This window comes from Micromonospora sp. NPDC047730 (genome assembly GCF_043204765.1).
In the GTDB taxonomy this organism is placed as follows: domain Bacteria; phylum Actinomycetota; class Actinomycetes; order Mycobacteriales; family Micromonosporaceae; genus Micromonospora.
Map to the genome: position 1 here is coordinate 234,938 of NZ_JBIDCU010000001.1, position 25,051 is coordinate 259,988.

At 72.0% G+C, this 25,051-nt stretch carries 25 protein-coding genes and 3 pseudogenes; 13 read left to right on the forward strand and 15 right to left on the reverse strand.

Going from position 1 to position 25,051, the window contains the following annotated elements; all coding sequences use genetic code 11:
• Positions 1-98: 98 nt before the first annotated feature.
• A complete protein-coding gene (locus tag ACGF5G_RS01145) occupies positions 99-365 on the reverse strand; it encodes a helix-turn-helix domain-containing protein (RefSeq protein ID WP_393257714.1) in 267 nt (88 codons plus the stop codon).
• 255 nt (positions 366-620) lie between these two features.
• On the opposite strand from ACGF5G_RS01145, the gene ACGF5G_RS01150 reads away from it, so the two are divergent.
• From ACGF5G_RS01150 to ACGF5G_RS01160, 3 genes are read left to right on the forward strand one after another with little or no spacing between them, the layout of a single operon-like run.
• Positions 621-1,028, forward strand: coding sequence for a helix-turn-helix domain-containing protein (locus tag ACGF5G_RS01150; protein ID WP_393257716.1), 408 nt, complete (start codon positions 621-623; stop codon positions 1,026-1,028).
• On the forward strand, positions 1,028-2,251 hold the full coding sequence (locus tag ACGF5G_RS01155; protein ID WP_393257719.1) for a tyrosine-type recombinase/integrase: 1,224 nt from the start codon (positions 1,028-1,030) through the stop codon (positions 2,249-2,251). The genes ACGF5G_RS01150 and ACGF5G_RS01155 overlap by 1 nt, the downstream gene beginning before the upstream one ends.
• Positions 2,252-2,259: 8 nt before the next feature.
• On the forward strand, positions 2,260-2,649 hold the full coding sequence (locus ACGF5G_RS01160; protein ID WP_393257722.1) for a DUF6221 family protein: 390 nt from the start codon (positions 2,260-2,262) through the stop codon (positions 2,647-2,649).
• Positions 2,650-2,871: 222 nt separating this feature from the next.
• Here the strand turns inward: ACGF5G_RS01160 and ACGF5G_RS01165 are convergent, their stop codons facing one another.
• Entirely contained in the window at positions 2,872-3,009 is a 138-nt protein-coding gene (locus tag ACGF5G_RS01165) for a hypothetical protein (RefSeq protein ID WP_393257725.1), read from the reverse strand.
• Positions 3,010-3,053: 44 nt separating this feature from the next.
• Here ACGF5G_RS01165 and ACGF5G_RS01170 point away from each other — a divergent pair, with 44 nt between their 5' ends.
• On the forward strand, positions 3,054-3,614 hold the full coding sequence (locus tag ACGF5G_RS01170) for a hypothetical protein (RefSeq protein ID WP_393257728.1): 561 nt from the start codon (positions 3,054-3,056) through the stop codon (positions 3,612-3,614).
• Between the two features lie 580 nt (positions 3,615-4,194).
• Positions 4,195-4,455, forward strand: coding sequence for a hypothetical protein (locus ACGF5G_RS01175; protein WP_393257731.1), 261 nt, complete (start codon positions 4,195-4,197; stop codon positions 4,453-4,455).
• 221 nt (positions 4,456-4,676) lie between these two features.
• Here ACGF5G_RS01175 and ACGF5G_RS01180 read toward each other — a convergent pair whose 3' ends face one another.
• The gene (locus tag ACGF5G_RS01180; RefSeq protein WP_393259173.1) at positions 4,677-5,675 is read right to left on the reverse strand and encodes a hypothetical protein; all 999 of its coding nucleotides are present in this window, start codon (positions 5,673-5,675) and stop codon (positions 4,677-4,679) included.
• A gap of 135 nt (positions 5,676-5,810) precedes the next feature.
• Positions 5,811-6,446, reverse strand: a complete 636-nt coding sequence (locus ACGF5G_RS01185) for a flavin reductase family protein (RefSeq protein WP_393257733.1) — start codon at positions 6,444-6,446, stop codon at positions 5,811-5,813.
• 138 nt (positions 6,447-6,584) lie between these two features.
• Between ACGF5G_RS01185 and ACGF5G_RS01190 the strand changes: the two genes are divergently transcribed.
• Together ACGF5G_RS01190 and ACGF5G_RS01195 are read left to right on the forward strand one after the other, a co-directional pair.
• Positions 6,585-7,130 carry a DUF4240 domain-containing protein gene (locus ACGF5G_RS01190; protein ID WP_393257736.1) on the forward strand — a complete coding sequence of 182 codons (546 nt, stop codon included), beginning with the start codon at positions 6,585-6,587 and terminating at the stop codon, positions 7,128-7,130.
• 385 nt (positions 7,131-7,515) lie between these two features.
• The gene (locus ACGF5G_RS01195; RefSeq protein ID WP_393257738.1) at positions 7,516-7,920 is read left to right on the forward strand and encodes a VOC family protein; all 405 of its coding nucleotides are present in this window, start codon (positions 7,516-7,518) and stop codon (positions 7,918-7,920) included.
• 443 nt (positions 7,921-8,363) lie between these two features.
• Here the strand turns inward: ACGF5G_RS01195 and ACGF5G_RS01200 are convergent.
• The 5 genes and pseudogenes from ACGF5G_RS01200 to ACGF5G_RS01220 all read right to left on the reverse strand — a co-directional run.
• A pseudogene (locus tag ACGF5G_RS01200) lies at positions 8,364-8,813 on the reverse strand (SRPBCC family protein); the annotation flags it as partial.
• A 224-nt stretch (positions 8,814-9,037) separates the two neighbouring features.
• Complete coding sequence (locus ACGF5G_RS01205; RefSeq protein WP_393257741.1) at positions 9,038-9,646, reverse strand: hypothetical protein; 609 nt, start codon at positions 9,644-9,646, stop codon at positions 9,038-9,040.
• A gap of 109 nt (positions 9,647-9,755) precedes the next feature.
• Positions 9,756-11,045, reverse strand: a complete 1,290-nt coding sequence (locus ACGF5G_RS01210) for an MFS transporter (RefSeq protein WP_393257744.1) — start codon at positions 11,043-11,045, stop codon at positions 9,756-9,758.
• Positions 11,042-11,650, reverse strand: a complete 609-nt coding sequence (locus ACGF5G_RS01215; RefSeq protein ID WP_393257746.1) for a helix-turn-helix domain-containing protein — start codon at positions 11,648-11,650, stop codon at positions 11,042-11,044. Before ACGF5G_RS01215 ends, ACGF5G_RS01210 begins: the two co-directional genes overlap by 4 nt.
• A gap of 75 nt (positions 11,651-11,725) precedes the next feature.
• Entirely contained in the window at positions 11,726-12,343 is a 618-nt protein-coding gene (locus ACGF5G_RS01220) for a pyridoxamine 5'-phosphate oxidase family protein (protein WP_393257749.1), read from the reverse strand.
• Between the two features lie 148 nt (positions 12,344-12,491).
• Here ACGF5G_RS01220 and ACGF5G_RS01225 point away from each other — a divergent pair, with 148 nt between their 5' ends.
• From ACGF5G_RS01225 to ACGF5G_RS01235, 3 genes are read left to right on the forward strand one after another with little or no spacing between them, the layout of a single operon-like run.
• On the forward strand, positions 12,492-12,998 hold the full coding sequence (locus tag ACGF5G_RS01225; protein WP_393257752.1) for a DUF2231 domain-containing protein: 507 nt from the start codon (positions 12,492-12,494) through the stop codon (positions 12,996-12,998).
• A 20-nt stretch (positions 12,999-13,018) separates the two neighbouring features.
• Positions 13,019-13,552, forward strand: a complete 534-nt coding sequence (locus ACGF5G_RS01230; protein ID WP_393259175.1) for an Hsp20/alpha crystallin family protein — start codon at positions 13,019-13,021, stop codon at positions 13,550-13,552.
• 8 nt (positions 13,553-13,560) lie between these two features.
• The gene (locus ACGF5G_RS01235; protein WP_393257755.1) at positions 13,561-14,682 is read left to right on the forward strand and encodes a glycosyltransferase family 9 protein; all 1,122 of its coding nucleotides are present in this window, start codon (positions 13,561-13,563) and stop codon (positions 14,680-14,682) included.
• 21 nt (positions 14,683-14,703) lie between these two features.
• Here ACGF5G_RS01235 and ACGF5G_RS01240 read toward each other — a convergent pair whose 3' ends face one another.
• The 3 genes and pseudogenes from ACGF5G_RS01240 to ACGF5G_RS01250 form a co-directional block, all read right to left on the reverse strand.
• Positions 14,704-15,582 (reverse strand): glycosyltransferase family 2 protein, encoded by an 879-nt coding sequence (locus ACGF5G_RS01240; RefSeq protein ID WP_393257758.1) that lies wholly within the window; start codon positions 15,580-15,582, stop codon positions 14,704-14,706.
• Positions 15,579-16,436: pseudogene (gene rfaE2 / locus ACGF5G_RS01245) on the reverse strand (D-glycero-beta-D-manno-heptose 1-phosphate adenylyltransferase); the annotation flags it as partial. The pseudogene rfaE2 and the gene ACGF5G_RS01240, both read right to left, overlap by 4 nt.
• A gap of 272 nt (positions 16,437-16,708) precedes the next feature.
• Positions 16,709-17,537: pseudogene (locus tag ACGF5G_RS01250) on the reverse strand (PfkB family carbohydrate kinase); the annotation flags it as partial.
• Positions 17,538-17,654: 117 nt separating this feature from the next.
• Here ACGF5G_RS01250 and ACGF5G_RS01255 point away from each other — a divergent pair.
• Both ACGF5G_RS01255 and ACGF5G_RS01260 read left to right on the forward strand, forming a co-directional pair.
• On the forward strand, positions 17,655-18,215 hold the full coding sequence (locus ACGF5G_RS01255) for a type 1 glutamine amidotransferase domain-containing protein (protein WP_393257761.1): 561 nt from the start codon (positions 17,655-17,657) through the stop codon (positions 18,213-18,215).
• A gap of 122 nt (positions 18,216-18,337) precedes the next feature.
• Positions 18,338-20,005, forward strand: a complete 1,668-nt coding sequence (locus tag ACGF5G_RS01260) for an MDR family MFS transporter (protein WP_393257764.1) — start codon at positions 18,338-18,340, stop codon at positions 20,003-20,005.
• A 13-nt stretch (positions 20,006-20,018) separates the two neighbouring features.
• On the opposite strand, the gene ACGF5G_RS01265 is transcribed toward ACGF5G_RS01260, so the two are convergent.
• Positions 20,019-21,308 (reverse strand): RNA-guided endonuclease InsQ/TnpB family protein, encoded by a 1,290-nt coding sequence (locus tag ACGF5G_RS01265; RefSeq protein ID WP_393257767.1) that lies wholly within the window; start codon positions 21,306-21,308, stop codon positions 20,019-20,021.
• Positions 21,309-21,381: 73 nt separating this feature from the next.
• A complete protein-coding gene (locus ACGF5G_RS01270) occupies positions 21,382-21,873 on the reverse strand; it encodes an NUDIX domain-containing protein (RefSeq protein ID WP_357698942.1) in 492 nt (163 codons plus the stop codon).
• A gap of 98 nt (positions 21,874-21,971) precedes the next feature.
• Between ACGF5G_RS01270 and ACGF5G_RS01275 the strand changes: the two genes are divergently transcribed.
• Positions 21,972-23,606 (forward strand): fatty acid--CoA ligase, encoded by a 1,635-nt coding sequence (locus tag ACGF5G_RS01275; RefSeq protein WP_393259176.1) that lies wholly within the window; start codon positions 21,972-21,974, stop codon positions 23,604-23,606.
• A 225-nt stretch (positions 23,607-23,831) separates the two neighbouring features.
• Here the strand turns inward: ACGF5G_RS01275 and ACGF5G_RS01280 are convergent, their stop codons facing one another.
• The gene (locus ACGF5G_RS01280) at positions 23,832-24,848 is read right to left on the reverse strand and encodes an NADPH:quinone reductase (RefSeq protein ID WP_393257769.1); all 1,017 of its coding nucleotides are present in this window, start codon (positions 24,846-24,848) and stop codon (positions 23,832-23,834) included.
• Between the last annotated feature and the right edge of the window lie 203 nt (positions 24,849-25,051).

Consider the following 25,051-nt stretch of genomic DNA (forward strand, 5'->3'; position numbering starts at 1 on the left):
TCAGGTGGCCTTCGGGCCAGTGCCTCCACCGCCGGTCGGGTGCGTGCCCGCGCCGCCGCCGCTGTTGTTGCCCGAGCCGTCCGGTGCTGCCTGCGCCCTCATGCCGCCGCCTCCGCCGCCATCGCCCGGGCCTTCAGCTCGTCGGCGCGCAGCTTGCGCAGCATGTCGTCGAGGTCCTCGTGGTAGACGACCTTCCGTCGGCCGAGGTCGAAACCGACCAGCTCGCCGCTGGCGAGCAGCTTCCACACGAAACGCTCCGAGACGCCGCCGAGCAGGACCGCGACCTCCGGCACCGTGTAGGCCAGCCGTCCGGGGATCTTGTCACTCCGGCGTGCCGGAGTCTGAACGATCTCACTCCGATTCATAGGAGTGACGCTACACGCTCCGATTCATAGGAGCACTTCATACGTTCGGGGGATATTCGACTGAACCCAGCGACCTATCATCAGAGCATGAGCAACCGTTGCTACGGACCGCGAACCGCGGCAACCGACGCGAATCGTCGGCACCTCTGGCGGAGCCGAGGCCCCAGGGGTAGAGGTCAGCCCCTGCGCTCCAGTCAGTCGGAGTGCTCTCGTCCACGCGACGGTCGTCCGACGAATCGGACCGACACTGAGCGCGTGACCGTGCCTCCAGCCGTAGCCCGCGCCCGCTTCGCACGCTTCATCGCCCGGGCCCTCCGCGACGCCCGCGAACGCGGCATGACCGACACCCAGATCAAGGCAGCCACCGGCATCTCCCCGAGCACCTTTCACAAGTGGCAGAGCGGCGAGGGCGGCCTGCCGAAGTGGGAGAAGGTCGCCGCGTTCTGCACCGGCCTGGAGATCCCCGTGTCCGCCGGGGCCGCCGCGCTCGGCATCTCCGACCGCGCCCGCGAACCCGAGCCGGAGCCCACCGAGGACCCCGACCTGCGCCGGCTCGGCCGCATCCTGCGCGACCCCAACGTGCCCGAGTCCGAGAAGCAAGCGATCCGGCACACCATCCGGATGCTGGCCCGGGCCACCCGCGCGGACACGGAGCAACCCTGATGGCCCGCCGGCGCCGCCCCGTCGCGCGGGAGGGCAAGGACGGCTACTGGCACGCCTACGTCACGGTCGGCACCAAGGCGAACGGGCGCCCGGACCAGCGGCACATCAGCCGGCCCACGCAGCGGGAAGCCGAGGACGCGGCGGACGAGCTGCTCGACACGCTGAAGAAGACAGGCGCGGTCACCAAGGCCGGCAAGAAGCTGACCGTCCAGGACTGGCTCGACACCTACCTCGACACGATCGCGCCGCGCCGCTGCAACCCCGGCACCGTCTACGACTACCGGTCGAAGATGCGCAACTGGGTCTACCCGGAGTACGGGCAGCTGCGCCTGGACCGGTTCACGCCGGAGCACCTCGATGCGATCTACACCGCCATGGCCAAGGCGGGGAAGGCGCCGAGCCACCAGCTGAAGGTGCACCGGATCCTGTCGCGGGCCCTGGACATCGCGCTGCGCCGCGGGCACGTCGTGCGGAACGTCGCGAAGCTCGTCGACGCGCCGAGCGTGGACCCGGCGAAGACGGAGGCGCTCGCCGAGACGTACACCCGGCAGGTGCTGGCGGTCGCGCAGCGCCGGCGGAACACGGTGCGGTGGTCGGTGGCGTTCGCGCTGGGGCTGCGGCAGGGGGAGGCGCTGGGGCTGCGGTGGCGCGTCGACGGGCAGGACATCGTCGACCTGGACGCCGGGGTCGTGCACGTGTGGTGGCAGTTGCGCCGGCGGATCTACGAACACGGGTGCGGCGGAACGTGCGGCAGGAAACGCGGCGCGGAATGCCCGAAACGGTCCGGCGGCGGTCTGATGTTCGTGAAGACGAAAGGCAAGTCACGCCGTTCCATTCCCATTCCGCCGCAATTGCTGCCAGCGTTCAAAGCGCATCGGAAAGCGCATCAGAAAGAACGCCTAAAGAGTGGCGGGAAATGGAATGAGAATGACGTGGTGTTCGCCAACGAGGACGGCAGCCTGATCGACCCGCGTGACGATTACGACGAGTGGGTGTCGATTCTGCAAGAGGCCGGGGTGCCGCACAAGAAACTGCACATCATGCGGCACTCGGCGGCGACGATGCTGCTCGCTCAGGGTGTCGACATTCGGGTGGTGCAGGAGGTGCTGGGGCACCGGGACATCCGCACGACGCAGGGGTACACGCAGGGCGCGCACGAGTTGATGGCGGAGGCGGTCAAGAAGCTGGGCGGGCACCTGTTTGGCGGGGCGGCGGGTGCATGATGGGCGGCATGAATGCCGATCTGGTGACCTGGCTGCGGCAGCAGCTCGACGAGGACGAGTACGCGGCGAAGCGGGCCGGCGCAGACCACCCGAGCTGGTCCTACGACCGGGAGACGTTCGCCATCTCCAGCAGCGCGTATTCGATCGCCGCCCGCAAGGCTGACGGGTCGCCCCTCAACGACGTGGACGGCGAGCACATCGCCCGCCACGACCCGGCGCGGGTGCTGGCCGAGGTGGACGCCAAGCGGCGCATCATCGCCGAGTACGAGCGGTACGCAGCCGAACGCCGTCGCGCTATGGGTGGATGGGACACCCGGGAACTCTCGCCCATTTTGGCGGCTCTGGCCCTGCCGTATGCCGACCGACCCGGCTACCGCGTCGAGTGGCAGCCGGCATGATCAACCGTGTACCAAACCGTGTACTGAACCACTCTGAACCACACTGAATGACACTGACGACACCGGCCATATGCAGGGTAGTTCAGTGTAGTTCAGTGATAGGCGGCAAACTCGTAATGCGTAGGTCGACGGTTCGATTCCGTCAGGCGGCTCCAGCGAGGCGAAGGCCCCGTGACCAGGCGAAACGCCAAGGTCGCGGGGCCTTCGTCAGGTCCGGGGAAGTCAGGCCGAGGGCCCCTGGGTTGCGCTGTTGGGTTGCAGTAGCGCCGCGAGGTTGCCCTCCATCAGCGCCGACACCGCCCGGTCGAGCGCCTCGCGCTGGGTCGCCAGATGCCCGGCGCGGTCGAGGGCGTGCAGCACATCTGGCGGAGGAGCGCCGTACTTGGCCCCGCTAGCATTGAGGCATGAGTAGCGACCCTTCCTCGCTGCCCGAATCCCACGACGACGGCCCTCATACCCAACCTCCGGTGAGCATGGACGAATTGATGGACTTGCTCGCCGAGTTCAGATCAGCAAGCGACTCGGCCGACCGCGATCCCGAAGTCGCCCAATTGGGTGGCGGCGACGTAGTCACCGTCGAGATGCTCGCCACGGCAATGGTGTGGATCAGCGGTGCCGTTGGTGCCGGCATGCTGGGCAACTCAGCCTACGACGCGTTCAAGGTCGCCATCTCACGCCTACTTCACCGCGACCCCGGCGGCGAAGCCAAGCCCCTCAGCCAAGCCCAAGCAGTAGAGATCGCGCGAAAAGCTCTGCAAGACCGAGTCACCCAAGCCGAGGTGGTCGACTTTCCAGACGTTGCCACCATGCGAGTCGCAGAGTGGTCCCTGTCGGACTCAGGATGGTCGATCACGCTTCAGAGAGGCGGCATCGACGCCCAGGTGGAGATTCCAACCGACGTCGCCGGCAAGGATGGCGTCTACGTGAAGGTCAGGGTTGCTGAGACCAGGCTCCGAAAGCGGTAAGAGCACCTTCGTCCAGAAGTCTGCCTGTTAGCCGCGGACGGTCCGCATCCCGCGCCGCGGTCGCCTCGTCCAGCCGGTTGGTGACCGCGTCCAGGTCGTCACCGGACAGCCCCGCGTACACGTCAAGGCGGCCCGCAAAGTGGGCCGGGCCGACCTGCTGGCGACCTCCCGGCCGGCATCGGTCAGCCCGGCCGGCGATGCTGGGCAGGTTTCCGAGCGGTTGCGGTCCGGTGAGGGAGAGTGATGCGCGGTTCGAGGCTCGGATGAGCACGTGGCATCGGCCGATCATCCAAAAGCAAGCCGAGCCGATCAGTCGGCCACCGCCGTCTGCTTGGTCAGGCCGATCACGGAGTGTCACGAGTAGCGTGATGTCTGAACGACGCCGACCGATGCCCCGAAATTGTGTACGGGGCGGGTAGTCGTAAGGAAGGTGAGTTGGATCATGAAAAGACGAGTGTCGGCGCTGTTGGCAAGTGTCGTATGCCTCGTTGCGGTCCTGGTTTACCCCACTCCTGCCTCAGCCGCTGTCTCGCAGATCGAGCTTGCTCCGACAGCACAAGTCAGCTCCCAGGGGGTCTTCGTGACCGTCTCGGTCACCTATCAGTGCACCCCCTCCGAACCCGCCAACATCGAGGTCTACGTCGCGCAGGCCAGAGGGACTCAACTCGTGGAGGGCTTCGGCTTCCTCTTCAGCGTCTGCAGTTCTTTCACGCAGACATCGCAGATTCTCGTGCAGTCGCGAAGCGGTTCGCCGTACCACCCGGGCCTGGCCGTGGCCACAGCTTCGGATTTCGACGGCGGTGCTTTCACCGGTCCGGTGGAGATCCGCCTCGTCCGTTGATCGCCGGTTCCCACACTTCCCGCGCTTGAATTTCAGTCGACGGCGGCCTCCCGACCAGAATCGGGAGGCCGCACGCTGTGTGCAGGAGCGGTGGGGGCAAACACGTCCTGGGCGGCACCGCGCGACGGTGCAGAAGTCCCGTCAACGAGCGGCTTCGCCGCTTCTTCAGGCCGCCGCCGATCAGGTGGCGGAGCGACCAGCCGAAGCCGGTCAGCCGCACCTCACTTGCGTGACGTCGGTGCCTGCCGGCAGAGCCGGCGGTACTCGGCCGTCACCACCGCGAGCAGGAAGAGGTCCACGCAGAGCGCGGAGAGCGCCCCGAACTGATCGACGGTGAAGCTGAAGATCTGCCCGAACAGCAGGTCCACGAGCAGCGCGAGTTTGAACAGTCGGAAGGCTCGAACCCGGTCGTGCGGTAGCAGCAACGCCCCGCGGATGCCGAACACCGCGGTGATCAGCGCGGAGACCGAGACCCCGACCACCGCCCGCCACTCCCGCTGGTCGGGCAACAGGCCGGTGACCGCGTCCTGCACGACCGTGAGCACGACGACGAACGGCTCGCCCACCAGGTAGAGCACCACCAGCGACACCACCCACCGGTGGGTGGTCACCCAGATCACCGCCCGGCGGGCCCGGCTGAGCCAGGGCTGCCAGAACCGGGTGCCGGGCGGCTCACGCCGGGGTACGGCGTCCAACAGCTTCGCCACCGCCTCCTCGACGTCCGGGCCGCAGCCGTCGACCTGACGCATGACCGCTGTGCGACGCCGATCGGTGAGCCCCGTGCGGAGCCCGCCGACGACCGTGTACAGCGCGTTGGCCGTCCGCTCCGGGCCGGAAAGCCTGGTCCGCCCGCGGATCGCCTGGGTGATCACGACCAGCAGGGCGAAGGCGCCGTAGATGATGCCGGCGGCCGGGGCGTAGAAGTAGTCGGTTCCGGCCGTGACGAACTTGCCCACCTCGTCGATGAAGAGCCCGAACCCTGTCCCGCCCAGGATCGCGCCCAGGATGCGCGGGGCGCTGCCGAGGAAGACCAGCGCGACACCCAGGGCGGCGGTCATCAGCAGCCCGCCCCAGAGCACGTGCGCGATGTGGAGCCCGCCGCCGCCGAGCCGCGGAAAGCCGGCCGCCTGGAGGAAGGCCCGCGTCACCAGCACCGTCATCACCCCGGAGAGCACGAACGCCTGCAGGTACGACGGTGCCTCCAGCACCCGCGGCGGCATCGACCATCGGGACGGACGGGCGGGCATGGTCCCGACGCTAGTGGCGGCGGCCGTCACCCCGCGCCGGTTCCGCCTGAATGAGAGGCGGCCCCGGCCACGAGCGCGGGGCGGGCGGATCGTCAACGCCGTCGGCGGTCACACCGCGGGCGTCTCGGAGCGGAAGCTGTGACCGAGTTGGTCGCCGAGGCCGAAGTAGTGGCGGAAGTTGTAGATCAGCGGGTTCCAGGACTTCGGGTCGACGTGGTCGGTTCCCGGCACGACGATGCGGGCGTCGGCGTGCACGGCCAGGACGTGGGCCTCGACGATCAGGAAGTCGCCGCCCGCGTCGGCGCGGACGTGCGCGGCGCGGGCCTCCAGTTGCAGCGGGCAGTCGGCCACCCGGGGTGGTCGCACGTGTTGCGATGGCTGCGGGCGCAGCCCGGCGGCCTCGAACTTCGCCGGTTCGTGGCGGAAGCGGTCACGCTTCTGGACCGGTACCGGGTGCCGGCCGGTCAGCGGGGCGAGGCGTTCGACGGCTTCCCACTGGTGCGCGGCGGGAAAGTTGATCACCATCTCGGGGCGCGAGGCGAGGTTGGCGGCGCTCTGGCCCTCGCAACCGAGTCCGAGCACCACGACGTGGCCGAGAGCCCACGCCGAGGAGATGGGTGCGAGGTTCGGGCTGGCGTCGTCGTTCTCGGTGCTCAGCAGCACCACCGGGGTCCCGAAGTACAGGACCTTCGGGCTGATCGTCAGATGCTCGGTGGCGGCGGGAGAGCTGGTCGTCGTCGTCATGGTCGCCGACGGTACGGGCGTGACACTTCGGTACCCACCGAAGCGATCGACCGGCGGCCGGAGCTTCGCCGGCGTCCTCGATCTGCGGTGTCGTCTCGGCGGGGCGAGGTTGTCGGTCGCGGTCGCTACGCTCCCGCCGTGACTGATCCTGCCAGTGGTATCGCCAAGCTGCCCAGCGCCGACGACGAGGCCCGGTTCTGGGCTCTCGTCGAGGCCGCCTGGGAGCGGCTGGGTGCCGAGCCCGCCGCGCTCCGCCGGGCGCTCCTGACCCGCGACCCGGGAGCCGACGACGATGGTGACAGCCTCTACGCCATCGACGCGTGGCTCAACCCGTTCCTCGACAACCTCCGCCAGCTCTCGGCGGATCTGTCCAGCCAGGAGCTGACCGATCTCGACCGGGTGGTCGAGCGCAAGCTGCACAACATCGACCGGGCGGACGTCCACGAGGTGACCGACGGGTCCGACGACGGCTTCCTCTACGCCCGGGGTCACATCGTCGCGCTCGGGCGCGAGTTCTACGAGGCGGTGAACGCCGACCCCGCCGTGGCCGTGCCGGACGGCACGTGCGAGAGCATGTGCTACTTCTTCGCCCACCTGCACAACAAGCGGTTCGGCGGGTGGCCGGACACCGGCTCCGGCATCTCGCGGGAGTCTTGCACGAACGCGGCGGGCTGGCGCGAGTGACCGAGGGGGCCGGTCGCGCCGCGATCCCGGTGACCTGCGGGAATACTGTCGTGATGCACAGTGGTCCGGTCCGACGTCGACCCTTCCCAGGCCGGGCGCTTCATGGCCCCGACGGGGACGGCCCGCCAGGTGCAGGCCGAGGCCCCGGCCGTGGTCGAGCGCAGTCCCCACCGCGTCGGGGAGGTCGACGGTCTCGCGCCCACCGGGGCGCGTCGGTGAGCCAGTTGACCAGCGCGGTCTGTCGGGTGGTCGACGGGCTGATCGTGGAGTACTGGATCCAGATCGACCGGTACGGCCTCCGGGCGCAACTGGGGCGGTGAGTTTCCGCGCCCGTCGGCGTCCACCCTGACGACTCACGTCGTCCGTCAACCTCTGGAGGCAGCTCATGCAGTACGCACCGGTCGTCGTCAGCCTGCCGATCGCTGACCGCCCGACCTCGTACCGCTTCTATTCCGAAGGGCTCGGCCTGGACGCCATCGGGGAGCTCGCGGAGGACGGCATCCCCGAGCCGTTGCAGTTCGCGCTCAACGACGGTCTCCGGGTCATGCTGGTGCCGGCTGGCGGCTTCGGCTGGGTCATCGGCCGTCACGAGGTCGCCCGGCGCGGGCAGAGCGAGTGCGTCCTCAGCCTGTCGGCGACGACGTCGGCCGAAGCGGCCCAGCTCGTCGAGCGGGCCCGGGCCGCCGGCGCGGAGGTGGTCGTCGAGCCGGGCCAGCAGCCGTGGGGCTACGCGGGTGCCTTCGCCGATCCGGACGGCCACCTGTGGATGGTGTCCGCGGAGACGGCCTGACGCCGCCCGCGAAAGGGACAGCGCGCCACCCGGCCGTCCCAGCATCCCCCGCAGGGCCGGCGCGGACAGGGCGGCGGGCGGCCGGGCCGCGGGGGCCGGGATGGGCACGAGCGACGGCCCAGGTCACGGGGACCTGGGCCGGTCGCTGGCGCTCCTGGGCGTACGGGAAAGGTTCAGAGCGTGCGGTGCGGGTAGCCGGCGGCCCCGGCATCCGGCACCACCTCGACCTCGGGCACCACGTACCCCGCGTCGGTCCCCGTGGCCGGACGGCCGTCCTCGTCGGTGTCGGAGCGGCGCTTCGCGGCCGCGGCGGCCCCGGCCGCCGCCGCCCCGGCCGCTGCGGCGCCCGCGGCCACGGCCTTGCCGGACACCCCGGCCTTGCCGCTGTCGCCGCGCGTGCCCGCGGCGTGCTCGACGCCCGGCGTGCCGACCCCGAGACCGCCGTCGACCGTGCCGCGCCAGGCCCCGGTCTCCACGCCGCGCTCCTCGATGTACGACTTGAACTTCCGCAGGTCGGACTCGGCCTGCCGCTCGACGAGGTTCAGCTTGTCGCCGGCCTTCTCGATCATGCCCTCGGGCTCGTACTCCAGGTGCAGCCGGACCATGGTGCGGTCGGGGCCGACGGGCTGGAAGTAGACCGCCCCCGCGTTGGTCGCGCCCTCGGTGGCCGCCCACGCCACCTTCTGGTCGGGCACCTGCTCCAGCACCGTCGCGTCCCACTCGCGCTTGACGCCCGCGATCTCGGCGACCCAGTGCATCCGTCGGTCGTCGAGCTGGCGCACCTCGCGGACGCCCCCCATGAACTGGGGGAACTCCTCGAACTGCGTCCACTGGTTGTACGCGGTACTGACCGGAACCTGCACTTCGATGGACTTCTCGACCTTCGTGGTCACGGGTGATCCTCCTCGTTGGTCGAACTGCTCTCGTCGGAGGGGAGAGCCGTCCCTCGTCCGTGTGAACTCCTACCCCCGGTGATGACGCTCAATCGCCGGACCTGGCGGAACACCACATCGGACAGCGCGCCCGATGTCGGCGAGCCGGGCGAGGACGTGCCGTCGACACGCGGCGGCCGGGCCGGCGGGATGCCGACCCGGGCCTGCCGTCCGGTACGAGGGGCTCAGCCGTCCTCGCGGTCCGGGCTGTCCAGCCGGAAGAAGTTGCTTTGCCGCCCGTCGGCGCGTTCCTCCTGGTAGATGAAGTTCAACCGGCGCTTGTCGAAGGCCTCGAACCACTCCTCCCAGCTGATCTCACGCAGCCGGTCCTCGCGGCCGTTGGCGGGGAAGTCGAAGCGCAGCACGCCCGCGTGGCCGTCGTGGTCGGTGCCGTCGACGGTGCACGGCACGCCCTTGCGGGCCTCGGCCCACTGCCGGATGACCTCGTGGTCGGTGGTGACCAGGCTGCGACCCGGCCGCTCCGGCTCGTCGTCCACCGAGTCGATGACCTGCGAGTACCTGACCGACGTGGAGGTCTGCGCGCCGGTCCGGATGCCGCCGGACGAGGAGCCGGAGGAGTCCGAGGCGTCCCGGAGGCTCGTGACCAGGGCCTCGACCAGATCGTCCTTCTTCATGTCGGCGGTGTCGGTGACCCCGCGCCGACGCAGTCGGTCGCGCAGGTCGTCGACCTTCATCCGGGCGATCTCGCTCTCGTTGATGTCCGGGGTGTTCGGCGTCTGGTTGCCCGGGGGGTTCTTGGTCGCGGTCGACCCCGAGCTGCTTCGCGTGGGCATGGGAGGTCCGTCCTTCCTTCGACCCGTGTCCAGAGAATGGCGCCGTGTGACGCGCCGGGCCGTCCCCGATAGCAGTACCCTCGGCGGCCACCTCAAACGTCCGGCCCCGTCAGTCGGCCTGTTCCGGCAGGTCACGGAGGTGGCGGACCGGCGAGAAGAACACCCAGAGCACCCCGGCGAGGGCGCCCGCCGTCGCGATCCACAGTGCCGGCCGTACGCCGAGGGTGCTGCCGAGCGCGCCGCCGAGCAGCGCGCCGATCGGCCGGATGCCGTAGTTGATGGTGCGCCGAGCCCCGGCCACCCGGGCCAGCAGCGTCTGCGGGGTCAGCGCCGTCTGCACCGAGCCGGTCGTGATGTCGAGCAGCATCACCCCGACCGCGGCGAGGAACTCCGCGGCGAAGAGCATCCCGACGACCAGCGGTGTCGGCCCGCCGGCGAGCGGAATGAGCAGCATGGGGGCAGGGAAGAGGACGAACCCGGCCAGCAGCGTCAGCCCGACGCCGAAGCGGCGGACCAGCGGGCCGGTCAGCGCCGCGCCGATCAGGCCACCCACCGCGCCCGCGCCCAGCACCGCGCCCAGCAGGCCGGGCGAGAGGCCGAGTTCCTGCGTGGCGTAGAGCACGAACAGCGCGGCCAGCATGAAGTTGAACAGGTTGAGCGTGGTGGTGCCGAGCAGGATCGCGCGTATCATCGGTGTCCGCGCGATGAAGCCCAGCCCACCGCCGAGGGCCAGGCCGCCGCGGGCGGGCGCCGGCTCCGTCGGCTGGATCCGCATCAGGAAGTACGCGGACACGACGTACGACAGGGCGTCGGCGATCAGGGCGATCGGCGCGGTGAGCACCTGCACGAGGACCCCGCCGATGCTTGGCCCGGCCACGTGGGACATCGCCCGGCTGCCGTTGACCAGGGTGTTCGCCTCGACGTAGTCGGGTCGGGCCACGATGGAGACGAAGAGCGGCCCCCGGGCGACCTCGAAGAGCACGGCGAGCGTGCCGACCGCGAAGGCCACCACGTAGAGCTGGGTCAGGGTGAGCACGCCCAGCAGGTAGGCGACCGGCACGGCGGTGAGCAGCAGCGCCCGGCCGAGGTCGGTGAGGATCATGAGTCGGCGCTTGTGCGGGTACCGGTCCACCCAGGCGCCGGCGAGCAGCGAGAAGAGCAGGTTCGGGACGAGCGCGGCGGCGGTCAGGTAGCCCATCTCGGCGGGCGTGGCCTGGAACACCAGCACGGCCAGCAGCGGCAGGGCCAGAGCGGAGATCTCGTCGCCGAAGTACGACACGGTCTGCGCCGACCAGTACCGGCGGAACACCCTGTCGCGCAGCAGCCGGGGCAGCGGACCGCGTCGGGACGGGCTGCCGGGCGGGGCGGTGACCGGGGTGGCGGTCGCCTCGGCGCTCATCGCGCACCGCCCTGCTCGCCGGCGGAGGCTCCGGCTGGCGGCGGATCGGTGAGGACGGCCAGGTGCATGAGGCTGACCTTCCGGCTGCCGGCCGGACGTTTCGTCGGGTCGGTGATCCGGTCGTCGTACTCCGCGAGCAGGGCTTCGATCCGCGCGGTCAGCTCGGCCATCTCGTCGGGGGTGACGTGCACAGGCCGGTCGCTGAACCCCGTGACCGCCCGCCATTCCGTCGGCTCGTCGGCCCGTCGGCTCAGGAACTCCTCGGCGCGGCGGGTGTAGAGGGCGAGCTGGACGGCGTTCAGCTCGTCGACGGCCGCGCGCGTCTGGGGGTCGTCGGAGGCGTCGTCCCAAAAGGTGTTGAGGGCGGTGGCCCGCCATGGCCGTTCCCGGGCGTCGGTGCCCGGCGCCCGCTCGGCCAGCCCGTACTTGGCGAGCTGTCGCAGGTGGAACGAGCAGTTCGGCACGCTCTCGCCGAGGCGCTCGGCGGCCTGGGTGGCGGTCAACGGGCCCTGCTGCCGCAGCAGCCCGATCAGGGCCATCCGCAGCGGGTGCGCGTAGCCGCGCAGGGCCTTGGGGTCGGAGAGCTTCACCTCGGGTAGGGACATACCTAAAGCTATCTTTATAAAGATGTCTTTAGCAATGGCGGAGGCGAGGCGGCCGAAACCGCACCGGGACGGCCGTCAGGAATAGATCGTGGCGGCGTAGCTCGGGCCGTAGTGGCGCTCCAGGTCGGCCAGACTCTCGGCCGGGTTCTCGACCTCCTTGATCAGCCGGGCCCGGGACGGCAGCGCTTCCGGCTGCCAGCTCTCCGGCTGCCAGAGCTGCGAGCGCAGGAACGCCTTGGCGCAGTGGTAGAAGATCTGCTCGATCTCCACGACCACGGCGAGGATCGGGCGGTGACCCTTCACCACCATGTCGTCGAACCACGGGGCGTCCCGGACCAGCCGCGCCCGGCCGTTGATCCGCAGCGTGTCGGTGCGCCCGGGGATCAGGAAGAGCAGCCCGACGTGCGGGTTGTCGAGGATGTTGCGGTAGCCGTCGGCGCGCCGGTTGCCCGGTCGCTCGGGGATCGCGATGGTCCGGTCATCCAGCACCAGCGCGAAGCCGGGCGGGTCGCCCTTCGGCGAGACGTCGCAGCTGCCGTCCGCGCCGGCCGTCGCCACCAGGCAGAACGGTGACGCGGCGAGCCACTGCCGGTCCCGTTCGTGCAGGACGGGCCGTTCCTTGGCCAGCGCCCGCGGCATCGGCGCCCCCAGCAGCTCGCGCAGTTCCTCGTGCGACGTGATCTCCACCGTCACGTGACCCTCCCCCGTGCGTTGATTCCGGTGGCGGCGTGGCCGCCGCCCGCCAGCCTAGGGGGCGGCGGCCGGCGCGAGGTTTGCCCATCGGCGGCGGGGGTACCGCCTCACCCGAGGCGCCCGGACAGACCGAGCAGTGGAGGCCCGGATGGAGAGCCGACTCAAGGTGCTGGGCCACCCCGTCCACCCGATGCTGGTGATGTTCCCGGTGGCCCTGCTGGTCACCGCGGTCCTGTTCGACGTGGTCGACACCGTCGGCGGGCCGGACTTCCTCGGCGAGGTCGCGTACTGGAACATCACCGTCGGCCTGGTCGGCGGCCTGCTGGCCGCGGCGGCCGGGACGTTCGACCTCCTGGCCATCCCGTCGGGGACCCGCGCCAAGCGGGTGGGGCTGAGCCATGCCGCCGCCAACCTCGCCGTGATCCTGCTGTTCGCGGCGACCTGGGTGGTGCGGCTCAACGCCGACTCCCGGGCTGCCGGCGGCGCGCTGATCGCCATCGAGGTGGTCGCACTGGCCATCCTCGGCATCAGCGCCTGGCTCGGTGGGGAACTGGTCGACCGGCTCGGCGTCGGTGTGGACCGGGACGCCGGCCTGGACGCGCCCAGCTCACTGCGGTCCTCGGCGGCCACCCACCGGATCGGAGAGGTGCGATGAGCGAGCAGCGGAGGGTCGGCATGAGCGAGCAGGGCGGCGGGTCCGGCCGGGGCTGGCGCGGGCGGCAGCAGGGCTGGGACCCGATGGGCGAGTTGCAGTCCCTGCGCTCCGAGCTGCGCCGGCTGGTCGGCGGGCGGGCCGGGCCGCCGGACGTCGAGCTGGCCGAGACCGCCGACGGCTGGGAGGTCGTGGTGCGGCTGCCCGGGGTGGCGCCGGAGGAGGTGGCGGTCGAGCTGGACGACCGCGAGCTGTGCGTCCGGGCCCGCTCCGAGGCCGAGGTCAACGCCGACCAGGGCATCCCCGGCGGCTTCGAGACGCGGGGCTTCGAGTACCGGGTCGACCTGCCCGCCCGCGTGGACCCGGACGCCATCGACGCGGTGATGGACCACGGCCTGCTCCGGGTCCGGCTGCCCCGGGCCGCCCGCCCCGCACCCCGCACCATCACCGTCGGCCGCCCCGGTGCCCCCGTGGGCACGCGGACCGTCGTCGACCCGGCCGCCGACCGGGAGATGCACCACCCGGACATCGCCGTCGGCGAGACCGACCGGCCGTAGCGGGGCCCGTGGTCACCCCGGACGTGCTCGGCCCGGTCGCCGGGCGCGTGCCCGACGTCGAGCGGATCGCCGTGCTGCGCGCCAACGCGCTCGGCGACTTCATCTTCGTCCTGCCGGCGCTGGACGCGCTGCGCGCCGCGTACCCGGAAGCGGAGATCGTGCTGCTCGGCGCGCCGTGGCACGCGAAGCTCTGGCGCGACCGGCCCGGCCCGGTGGACCGGGTCCTGGTGGTGCCGCCCGCGCCCGGGATCCGCCACCCCGAGCCGGACGAGCCGGAGTCGTCGACGGACGGCTTCCTCGCCACGGCGCGCAAGGAGCGCTTCGACCTGGCGCTGCAGGTGCACGGCGGGGGCGCCAACTCCAACCCGTTCGTCGGCGCGCTCGGCGCCCGGGTCACCGCCGGGCTGCGCGCCGAGGACGCGCCGCCGCTGGACCGCTGGATCCGGTACGTCTACTACCAGCACGAGGTGGTCCGCTACCTGGAGGTGGCCGCGCTGGTGGGCGCGCCGGCCACCACGGTCGTCCCGACGCTGGCCGTCACCGACGCCGACCGGGCCGAAGCGGCCGAGGTGCTCGGCCCAGCGCAGCGGCCCAGGGTCGCGCTGCACCCCGGCGCGACGGACACCCGCCGACGCTGGCCCGCCGAACGCTTCGCCGGGGTCGCCCGCGACCTGGTCGGCGACGGGTACGAGGTGCTGGTCACCGGCACCCCCGCGGAGCAGGAGGTGGTCGACCGGGTGGTCGCGGCGGCCGGGGTGCCGGTCCGCCCGCAGGTGGGCACGCTCAGCCTCGGCGGGCTGGCCGGCTGTTACGCCGGCTGCGAACTGGTGATCTCCAACGACACCGGGCCGCTGCACCTCGCCGCCGCCGTGGGCACCGCGACCGTCGGCATCTACTGGGTCGGCAACCTGATCAACGTGGCGAACCTGCTGCGCGGCCGGCACCGGCCGATCGCCTCGTGGACGGTGCTCTGCCCGGTCTGCGGGGTGGACTGCACCCCCGGCATCTACCCGCACCGCCCCGGCGACGGCGAGTGCCCGCACCGGGATTCGTTCGTCACCGACGTGCCGGTGGTGGAGGTGGTGGAGGCGGCCCGCGAGCTGCTGCACCCCGAGCCCGGCGCGCCCTGAGCACGGCCGCCGGTCGCGGGTTCAGGCCGGCTGGGCCGCGTCCTCCTCGGCGAGCACGACCTCCCACGCCTCCACGTCCCGGTCGGTGACGGTGGTCGGCGACTCCAGGTGGTACGCGCCGCTGGGCAGGACGCCGGCGCCGCCGTGGCGCGCCAACACGGCGAGCTGGGCGGCGACGTCCTCGCCCTGGTGCTTCTCCTGCACCCGCCGCCAGAAGTCGAACCCGCCGGAATCGAGGAGCTTGGCGCGGTCGTAGAGCACGCAGCCCCCGATCCAGGACACCTTGTACGCCCGCCAGGCTCCCGGCGGCAGGTCGAGCGTCCGCGTGACGTGCAGCAGGTTCGCCGCCGAGTGGATCGACGCCCGGTCCCACTCGGGGGTGCCCGGTCGGATCCGTTCCGGCGTGGGCCGCCCGGTCCACTCCTCGTAGTGCCGGTGCGTGTCCGGCCGGACGTCGTCGGCGTACGACAGCCCGTGCACGGCGTTGCCGACGAAGCCGCAGCCCAGCTCCTCGATGGCGGTGACCAGCCGGCCCAGGGTGCCCGGTTCCAGCCAGACGTCGTCGTCGAGGCAGAGCACGTACCGGGCGGCGGAGGCGGCCAGCAGGTAGGCCCGGTGCTCGGCCAGCCCGCGCCGGGGCAGCCGGCGGGTCAGCAGCACCGGGTGCCCCCGGTGGCGCAGCGCCCGGACCATGGTGGCCGACGCCGGATGCCGGTACGCGGCGTCGCCGTCGGACTGGTCGCTGACCACCACCCCGAAGCCGGGCACGCCCTCCTGGGCGGCCAGCCCGGAGAGCGTGACCGCCAGCTCGGCCGGGCGGTTGCGGGTCGGGATCAGCACGTCGAGCAGCCGCTCGGCGCGGAACCGCTCGGCCGTGCCGAGGTCGAGCGGGCGGCTCACGACGGCTTGCTCGTCAGGGAGGAGTCCCCCTGGGGTTCCTGGCTGTGCGACCGGATCCGGTCGATGATCGCCGAGGTGGACCGGTCCGGCACGTACCCGAGGGTGCGGACCTGCCCGCCGAGCCGGCGGACCAGCGGGCCCTCCGGCACCATCTCCGGCGGGTAGTCGCCGCCCTTGACGTACACGTCGGGGCGGACGGTCTCGATGAGACCTGCCGGGGAGTCCTCCTCGAAGACCACCACGTGGTCGACGCAGGCCAGCGCGGCCAACAGCGCGATCCGGTCCTCGACCGGGTTCACCGGCCGGTCCGGGCCCTTGAGCCGGCGTACGCTGCCGTCGGAGTTGACCGCTACCACCAGCAGGTCACCGAGCGCCCGGGCCTGTTCCAGGTAGCGCACGTGGCCGCGGTGCAGCACGTCGAAGCAGCCGTTGGTGAAGACGATCGAGCGACCCGCCCGGCGGTGCTCCGCGGCGAGCGCGGCCAGTTCGTCGGCCCCGACCAGCGACCGGTGGCCCGCCCCGTCGACCGGCACGTCCAGGGCCGCGAGCAGGTCCTCCCGGCGGCACACGCAGGTGCCGGTGTCGGAGACGGTGATGGTCGCGGCGAGCTGGGCCAGTTGGGCGGCGGTCGGCAGCGGCGCGTCGGCGGCCAGCGCCAGCGTCATCGCCGCCAGGTACGCGTCCCCCGCCCCGACCGCGTGGCTGGCGGGCACCGGGGTGCTGTGGCTGCGCCGGGGCTCGCCGTCGGCCCCGCCGACCACCGCCCCCTCCGTGTCCAGGGTCACCGCCACCACGTCGGCGCCGGTGTGTGCGCGCAGCTCGGCGAGACGGGACTCGGCCAGCACCGCCCGGTCGACGCCCTCGCCGGCCGTGGCGTTGACGGTGACGCCGGTCCCGGTCACGGTGAGCCCGTCCCCGGTCATCGCCACCCGGCCCTCGCCGGGCGTCGGCTCGCCGGTCGGCCCGACACCGGCGCGGACGGGGCCCGCCCCGTGCCCGGTCGGTCCCGTTCCGCCGCCGGCCGGGCCGGCCACCCCGCCGGCGTTTCCGGTCAGGCGGGTCCCGGCCACGCCGCCGGCGTTTCCGGCCGGGTGGGCCCCGGGCAGGCCACCGGCGTTCCCGGTCAGGCCCGTCGCGTCGGGGTGGCGGGTGCCGTGGAGCGGCCCGAGGCCGCCCGGCGCGGCGCCCACCGTGAGCTCGGAGGGGCCGTCGGCCGGATCGCCGTCGGGGTGGTCCAGGTGCAGCTCGGTCGCGTGGGCCGGCCGCGTGCCGGCGGCCCGGGCGAGCAGCCGGGTCGCCTCGGCGAAGCTCGGGGTCACCACGGTCGGGGCGAGGCCCCGCCAGTCGGCCAGGTCGTGGGCGTCCAGGGCGACCGTCGCGTACCGCTCCCGGTGGGCGACCAGCCAGGCGCGCACCGGAGCGGGCAGCGCCCCCAGGCCGTAGTCGCAGACCACCAGGGTGGGCGCCTCGCCACCGGCGGCGGCGCGCAGCTCCTCGGTGGCGCAGTCCAGTGCCGTGAGCAGCCGGGCCACCCCGTCGTCGTCGAGCGCGTCGTCCGGGTCGCCGGAGTCCTCGCGCAGCAGGATCTGGTTGCCGGCCAGCATGCGCCGCTTCACCGGCGTCGGGCGGCCGGGCTGGTTGACCGTACGGTCCCAGACGCCGGCCCGGTCCAGACAGTCGTGCAACTCGTCCCCGGCGACGTCCGCGCCGACCGGTGCGACCAGCACCGCCCGGCCCCCGAGCGCGGCGACGTTCACCGCGGTGTTCGCCGCCCCGCCGGCCGCCGAGATCCGCCGGCGCAGGGTGAGGACGGGGGCGGGCGCCTCCCGGCAGAGCCGGTCGGACTCGGCGAACCGCCAGTCGTCGAGCATGGCGTCGCCGATGACCAGGACCGGACGCCCCAGCCAGCCCTCCACCACGGTGGCGAGCCGGCGCTGTTCCGCTGCTGCTGCCATGCCTCCCGGGGTCCCCCTCGGCACCCCCGTCAAACCTGCGCACCCCCTGGGCGCGGGTTTCGGGCACCGGGCCCCGGGAAGGGACGGACGGTACCCCGGAGAGGAGAGGACACCGACATGACAGCGACGACACTTCAGGGCAGGCGAATCGCGTTCCTGGCCGCCGACGGCGTGGAGGAGGTCGAGTACGTCCAGCCCCGCGAGGCGGTGGAGCGGGCCGGCGCCACGGCGGTGCTGGTCTCGCTCAGGCCCGGCACGATCCGGTCCTTCGACCACCTGGACCAGTCCACCGCGTACGACGTGGACGTGACCGTGGCCGACGCGGACGCGGGCGGCTACGACGCGCTGGTGTTGCCCGGCGGGGTGGCGAACCCGGACTTCCTGCGGACCGACCCGGACGCGGTGCGCTTCGTCAGGGGGTTCTTCGACGCCGGCAAACCGGTCGGGGTGATCTGCCACGGCCCGTGGACGCTGATCGAGGCGGACGTGGTGCGGGGCCGCCGGATGACCTCCTGGCCGAGCCTGCGCACCGACCTGACCAACGCGGGCGCGACCTGGGTCGACGAGCAGGTCGTCACGGACGGCGGGCTGGTCAGCAGCCGAAAGCCCGGCGACCTGCCGGCCTTCTGCGCGAAGATCGTCGAGGAGTTCGCCGAGGGGCCGCACCCGTCCCGGTGACCCCTCGTCGACCGTGTGGCGGTCGGCGGGCCGACGGCCGGCACCGCCGGCCCACCGCACGGTCGACCCGGCCGGCCACCAGCCGGCACGCATGTTTCGGGTGGGCGGGGAAAGGACCTGGGATGACCACGGAAGCCCCGGTGCTCAACAGGCGGCAGATCCGGCTGCTCATGTTCGGCCTGATGACCGGCATGCTGCTGGCCGCGCTCGACCAGACGATCGTCGGCACCGCCCTGCCGACGATCGTCGGCGAGCTGGGCGGGATCAACCACTACTCGTGGGTGGTCACCGCGTACCTGCTCGCCTCCACCGCCTCGACGCCGCTCTACGGCAAGATGGCCGACCTGTACGGGCGTCGCCCGGTGTTCCTCTTCTCCATCGGCACGTTCCTGCTCGGCTCGCTGCTGGCCGGCCTGTCGCAGGACATGACCCAGCTCATCGTCACCCGCGGGATCCAGGGTCTCGGCGCCGGCGGCCTGATGACGCTGGCGTTCACCATCATCTCGGACGTGGTCACGCCCCGGGAACGCGGTCGCTACCAGGGGCTGTTCGGGGCGGTCTTCGGTCTCTCCTCGGTCGCCGGGCCGCTGGTCGGCGGCTACTTCGCCGAGACCGACTGGCGGTGGATCTTCTACGTCAACGTGCCGCTGGCGATCCTGGCGATCGTGGTCTGTTCCCGGGTGATGCGGCTGATCCCGTTCACCCGGCGCGACCACGCGATCGACTGGCTCGGCGCGGCGCTGCTGGTCGCCGGGGTGAGCTGCCTGCTGCTCGCGCTGAGCTGGGGCGGCAACGAGTACGCCTGGGGCTCCGGCGTGATCATCGGGCTCTTCGTCGCGGGCGTGGTGCTCGGCGTGCTCTTCGTGCTCCAGGAGGCCCGGGTGGCCGAGCCGATCCTGCCGCTGCGGCTGTTCCGCAGCGCCACCTTCGCCCTGGCCAACAGCGCCGGCTTCGTGCTCGGCCTGGTGATGTTCGGGTCGATCATCTTCATCCCGCTCTACCTCCAGATCGTCAAGGGCGCCTCGCCGACCCGCAGCGGCCTGCTGATGCTGCCGATGATGGCCGGCATCATCGTCACCTCGGTGCTGATCGGCCGGGCGATGAGTCGGATCGGGCGGTACAAGTGGTTCCCCGTTGCCGGTGCGGCGGTGCTGGTGGTCGGCATGCTGCTGTTCACCCGGCTGGAGGTGGGCACCTCGCTCTGGGCGGCCTTCGGCTTCATGGTGGTGATCGGTGTCGGGCTGGGCCTCTGCATGCAGTCGCTGATCCTGGCCGTGCAGAACGCCGTCTCGATGCGGGACCTGGGCGCCGGCACCTCGTCGGCGACGTTCTTCCGGTCGCTGGGCGGGTCGTTCGGCGTCGCCATCCTCGGTGCGGTGCTGTCGTCGCGGCTCACGTCCGAGCTGGCCGACCGGCTGCCGGGGGCGATTGCCCAGTTGTCGCCGCAGCAGCAGGCCGCGGTGGCGGCGAGCGGCGGAGCGAACGTCTCGGTCAACGACCCGGCCACCATCCTGGCCCTGCCCGCCCCCGTCCGCGCGGCCGTCCAGGTGTCGTTCGTCGAGTCGCTGCACCTGGTCTTCCTGACCACCGGGCTGATCGCGATCGTGGCGGTGCTGGTCACCCTCGCGCTGCCGAACGAGAAGCTGCGCGGGGCGGGCCCCGGCGGCACCACGGGCGGTACGGACGGCCTCGGCGGCGAGGCCCCGGCGCCGGGCGGCAAGCCGCTGTCCCGGGAATCGAAGGAGGAGGCCGCCGCCGAGATGGAGGCAAAGAGCCAGACCATGCTTTGACATCCTCCCCCGCCTAACGGCGGGGGATTCCGACCCTCGCGGGTTGGGGTTCCTGGTTCACCGCAGACCGCACGGAAGGAGGTCCTTCGTGTCTGACGTCCGCTCCGCAGGCGTTTTGCGTCTCGACCAGCCCGGCCGCGACAGCGATGTTCTGGGCGGCGTTGACGTCCCGGTCATGCCGGGTGCCGCAACCCGGACACGACCAATGCCGTGTGCCGAGGGAAAGCACAGCGAGCAGGTGCCCGCACGCCGAACACGTCTTGGACGACGGGTACCAGCGGTCCACCACGGCGAGGGTGCGGCCGTCGCGGTGCGCCTTGTAGGCAAGCAGGGTGCGGAACTCGGCCCAGCCGGTACGGGCGATCGCTTTGGCCAGGGAGCGGTTGCGGACCATGTTCGCCACCGCGAGGTCCTCCACGGCGATGGCGGCGAACCGGCGCACCAGGGCGGTGGACTGCTGGTGGAGGAAGTCCCGGCGGGCGTCGCGCACCCGCGAATGCGCCCGGGCCACCTTCCGTTTAGCTTTGGCGCGGTTGGCGGAGCCCTTCTGCCGGCGGGCCATCATCCGCTGATACCGCTTGAGTCGGCGTTCGCGCCGCTCCATGTGCCTCGGATGCGGGATGCGCTCGCCGGTGGACAGCACCGCGAAGTCACTCAGGCCGAGATCCACCCCCACGACCCCGCCCGACGGTTCGGGTGGTGCGGCGGGTGCCTCGGCGTCGACGGCGAAGCTCACGAACCAGCGGCCGTCCGGGTCACGCGACACCGTCACCATCGTCGGATCCAACCCCGCCGGGTCGATGTCCGGCCACGACCACACGAACCGCAACACACCAGGTGTCTTCCCCAACGACAGGTTCCCGCCACGCAGCCGGAACGCCGACCGGGTAAAACTGGCCGGCTGGCGCCCATGCCGCGACTTGTAGCGCGGATACCGGGCCCGCTTGGCAAAGAACGCCGTCATGGCGGTGTGCTGGTGCCGCAGGGTCTGCTGCAACGGCACCGACGACACCTCACCCAGAAACGCCAGGTCGGGCTGCTTCTTCATCTCCGTCAACGCCCGATCCGTCTGTGCGTACGAGGTCGATCTGCCCTCAGCGTGGTAACGAGCATGACGGGCGGCAAGCGTGCGGTTCCACACCACCCGGATGCAACCGAACGTACGGTTCAGCACCGCCGCCTGCTCCGGGTTCGGGTACGCCCGACACCTGTACGCCGTCCGCACAGGACCAGTCTTACCACAAAGGACGATCGTGGTTGACGACGCGTTCGCCATTCCTCCCCGCCCTGAAGGACGGTGCATCCTGGCGGTGATCCGGTGACCCTCGGCTGTCACCCCGGGCGCGATCGGTGTCCGGGGTGCGCCCCGGCCCGGGTCACTTGAGGATCAGCCGGTTGGTCTGCTCGAAGACGTCGAGGTCGGCGAGGGTCTCGGGGACGCTCGTGGAGAGCGGGGCCGGGAACTGCGCCCGGTGGAAGAAGCCGGCGTCGACGGTCTCGTCGGTGACCCGGGCCAGGTTGCCGTCCCACTCCTCGACGCGGAACGCGGTCGTGAAGATCTGGTACGTGTGGCCGTACATGTTGGTGTGGGTGCGGTCCGGGCCGGTGTAGAGGGCGAAGGCGCTGACCCGCAGGGCGCGCAGGCCGGTCTCCTCGCGCACCTCGCGGACGGCGCAGTCGGCGATCGACTCGCCCAGTTCCATCGCCCCGGCCGGCAGGGCCCACTGGTGGTTGTCGGAGCGCTGGATCAGCAGGACGCGCCCGGCGTTGTCGCGGACCACGGCGCGGGCCCCGACGAACATCAGCGTCCGGTCACCGGCCAGGGCGCGCAACTGGCCCACGTACGAATCGGCCCAGGAGATGCTCACCCGGACAATTTACGGGGCCGGCCGGGGGCGGACGGGTTTTCCAGGGTTCCCAAGGTGTGACCGGCGACACTAATTTGTTACCCATGCGTAGCACGATGATGGACGCCCCCCTCCAGGTCGCGCGGATCCTCACCCACGGTTCGACCGTGCACGGCACGGCCGAGGTCGTCACGTGGACCGGCGGCGAACCGCGCCGCATGTCGTACGCCGAGGTCGGGCGGACGGCCGCCCGGCTGGCCCACGCGCTGCGGGACGAGTGCGGGGTCACCGGCGACGAGCGGGTCGCCACCTTCATGTGGAACAACAACGAGCACCTCGTGGCCTACTTCGCGGTGCCGAGCATGGGCGCCGTGCTGCACACCCTCAACATCCGGCTCTTCCCGGAGCAGGTCGCCTACATCGCCAACCACGCCGAGGACCGGGTGGTGCTGGTCGACTCGACGCTCATCCCGCTGCTCGCCCGGGTGATCGGCGAGATGACCACGGTGCGGCACGTGGTCGTGGTCGGCGGCGGGGACCCGGCCCCGCTGGTGGCCGCGGCCGGCGACCGGATCGCCGTACACCACTGGGACGCGCTGCTGGCCGATCGGCCCGACGTCTACGACTGGCCGGAGGTGGACGAGCGCGCCGCCGCCGCCCTCTGCTACACCTCCGGGACCACCGGCAACCCCAAGGGCGTCGCCTACTCGCACCGGTCGATATACCTGCACTCGCTGCAGGTCTGCATGCCGGAGTCGTTCGGCCTCGGCCCGACCACCCGCGAGCTGGTCATCGTGCCGATGTTCCACGCCATGGCCTGGGGGCTGCCGTACGCGGCGTTCATCTCCGGTGCGTCGGTGATCATGCCGGACCGGTTCCTCCAGGCCGCGCCGATCGCCGACATGATCGCCGCCGAGCGGCCCACCCTGGCCGGGGCGGTGCCGACCATCTGGAACGACCTGCTGGCCCACCTGGACGGCCACGAGGTGGACACCTCCTCGCTGAAGGAGGTGATCGTCGGCGGGTCGGCCTGTCCACCGGCGCTGATGCACGCGTTCGGCGATCGGCACGGCATCGACATCGTGCACGCCTGGGGGATGACCGAGATGTCGCCGCTCGGTTCGGTGGCCCGCCCGCCGGCCGGGGCGACCGGCGACGACGCCTGGCGCTACCGCTACACCCAGGGCCGGGTGCCGGCCGGGGTCGAGGCCCGGATCGTCGGCCCGCTGGGCGAGCCGATGCCCGCCGACGGCACGTCCGTGGGCGAGCTGGAGGTCCGGGGGCCCTGGGTGACCGCCCGCTACCTCGGCGACGACACCCCGGACGAGGAGAAGTTCCGCGACGGCTGGCTGCGCACCGGTGACGTCGGCACCCTCTCGCCGGACGGCTACATCACCCTCACCGACCGGTCGAAGGACGTGATCAAGTCCGGCGGCGAGTGGATCTCCTCGGTCGAACTGGAGAACGCGCTGATGGCCCACCCGGCCGTGCTGGAGGCCTGCGTGGTCGGGGTGCCCGACGAGCGCTGGGGGGAGCGGCCCCTGGCCACCGTCGTCCTCCGCGAGGGGGCGTCGGCCGACCCGGAGGAGCTGCGGGAGTTCCTGGCCGGGTCGGTGGCCCGCTGGCAGTTGCCGGAGCGCTGGGCGGTCATCGACGCGGTGCCGAAGACCAGCGTCGGCAAGTTCGACAAGAAGGTGGTCCGCTCGCGGTACGCCGAGGGTGAGCTGAGTGTGCGGGAGCTGACGGCCCCGTAACGTTTTCACGCGCACCGTCGCCTGTTGGGGTAAGGGACGCACTCCTGAGACATCCCTCCCCAGGGGCGGCCCCGGCGTTCGCACCGCGCCGGGGCCGCCCGCTCCTTGCGGGGCGACCCGCACCACCATTGTTGCGAAAGTTGTTCGCCTCTGTCCCGGCGATGGGGAAATTCGCCCAGCTCAGAGGGGTTTCGGGCGGCTGATCCCATCCTGGCCGGCGGGCCGTCACCCTGCGGCGCTGGTGCTGATGAGCACCTTCCCGACCACCGAGTTCTCCACCGCCCGGTGCGCGGCGGCGGTCGCCGAGAGCGGGTGGTGGTGCAGCGGCAGGCCCGCGTCCTCGCCCACCCGGATGCCGCCCTGCGCCGCCGCGGCGGCCACGTCCACCACCGCCTGGGCCTTGGCCGCCTTCGGCTCCGTGTAGACGAGCACGAACTGCCAGCGCGCGTTCGGCACCATCGACGGCCGGATCGGCAGAGTCACCTCGTCCCCGCCGTCGTCGGCGTAGACGCACACCGCGCCGCCGCGCCCGAGCAGTTGCACGTCGGTCGCGGCGTTGCGCGCCGCGGAGACCTCGACGATCGTGTGCACCCCGTCGGGCGCGATCTTGCGGACCTCCTCGACCACGTCCTGCTCGCGGTAGTTGACCACGAAGGACGCGCCGGCCGCCGCCGCGAGCTGCGCCTTCTCGGGGCTGCTGACCGTGGCGACCACGCAGGCGTCCGCCCACCGCGCGAGCTGGATGGCCGCGTTGCCCACCGCCCCCGCCCCGCCCTGCACGAGCACCGTGTGGTCGCTGAGCGACCCGGCGTGCAGCCGGTCCGGCGTGTACTCCCCGGCCGTCAGGCACCGGTGCGCGGTGAGGAAGGGGATGCCCAGGCAGGCTCCCACGTCGAAGGAGGCGTCGCCGAGGGGCACCGCCTGCCGGACCGGCACCACCGTGTACTCGGCTGCGGTGCCCCACGGACGCTGCCAGGCGGCCTCCCACAGCCAGACCCGCTCGCCGGTCAGCTCCCGGTCGACACCCTCGCCGACCGACTCGATCACCCCCGCGCCGTCCTGCCCCGGCGTCTGCCAGCCGTCCGGCAGCGGCCCCTGCCGGCGCGACTTCCAGTCCGTCGGGTTCACCCCGGAGACCGCCACCCGCACCAGGACCTCGCCGGGACCCGGCTCCGGCACCGGCCGGTCGACCAGTTGCAGCACCGAGGCGTCGCCGGTGCGCTCGTACACGATCGCCTTCATCCCCGTCTCCTCACCCGGCGGCCCCGGCGCGGGGCGCCGTCGGTTGCCGTACCCGGCGGACCCGCGCTCATGCCGATCCCGGCGGGGCCGGAAACCGTGCAACCGGGTGACCGGAGGGAGGGAGTGGTCATGCGGGACGGGCTGGGGGCCGACGCCGAACCGGCCGGCACCGGGGAGCTGCGGGACCGCGCGGCGACGCGTGC

Coding starts and splice junctions, on each gene's coding strand:
- ACGF5G_RS01145 (WP_393257714.1), bottom strand. CDS start 365: ATGAATCGGAGTGAGATCGTTCAGACTCCGGCACGCCGGAGTGACAAG.
- ACGF5G_RS01155 (WP_393257719.1), top strand. CDS start 1,028: ATGGCCCGCCGGCGCCGCCCCGTCGCGCGGGAGGGCAAGGACGGCTAC.
- ACGF5G_RS01160 (WP_393257722.1), top strand. CDS start 2,260: ATGAATGCCGATCTGGTGACCTGGCTGCGGCAGCAGCTCGACGAGGAC.
- ACGF5G_RS01170 (WP_393257728.1), top strand. CDS start 3,054: ATGAGTAGCGACCCTTCCTCGCTGCCCGAATCCCACGACGACGGCCCT.
- ACGF5G_RS01180 (WP_393259173.1), bottom strand. CDS start 5,675: ATGCCGCCGCGGGTGCTGGAGGCACCGTCGTACCTGCAGGCGTTCGTG.
- ACGF5G_RS01185 (WP_393257733.1), bottom strand. CDS start 6,446: ATGACGACGACGACCAGCTCTCCCGCCGCCACCGAGCATCTGACGATC.
- ACGF5G_RS01195 (WP_393257738.1), top strand. CDS start 7,516: ATGCAGTACGCACCGGTCGTCGTCAGCCTGCCGATCGCTGACCGCCCG.
- ACGF5G_RS01205 (WP_393257741.1), bottom strand. CDS start 9,646: ATGCCCACGCGAAGCAGCTCGGGGTCGACCGCGACCAAGAACCCCCCG.
- ACGF5G_RS01210 (WP_393257744.1), bottom strand. CDS start 11,045: ATGAGCGCCGAGGCGACCGCCACCCCGGTCACCGCCCCGCCCGGCAGC.
- ACGF5G_RS01215 (WP_393257746.1), bottom strand. CDS start 11,650: ATGTCCCTACCCGAGGTGAAGCTCTCCGACCCCAAGGCCCTGCGCGGC.
- ACGF5G_RS01225 (WP_393257752.1), top strand. CDS start 12,492: ATGGAGAGCCGACTCAAGGTGCTGGGCCACCCCGTCCACCCGATGCTG.
- ACGF5G_RS01230 (WP_393259175.1), top strand. CDS start 13,019: ATGAGCGAGCAGGGCGGCGGGTCCGGCCGGGGCTGGCGCGGGCGGCAG.
- ACGF5G_RS01255 (WP_393257761.1), top strand. CDS start 17,655: ATGACAGCGACGACACTTCAGGGCAGGCGAATCGCGTTCCTGGCCGCC.
- ACGF5G_RS01260 (WP_393257764.1), top strand. CDS start 18,338: ATGACCACGGAAGCCCCGGTGCTCAACAGGCGGCAGATCCGGCTGCTC.
- ACGF5G_RS01265 (WP_393257767.1), bottom strand. CDS start 21,308: ATGCACCGTCCTTCAGGGCGGGGAGGAATGGCGAACGCGTCGTCAACC.
- ACGF5G_RS01275 (WP_393259176.1), top strand. CDS start 21,972: ATGGACGCCCCCCTCCAGGTCGCGCGGATCCTCACCCACGGTTCGACC.
- ACGF5G_RS01280 (WP_393257769.1), bottom strand. CDS start 24,848: ATGAAGGCGATCGTGTACGAGCGCACCGGCGACGCCTCGGTGCTGCAA.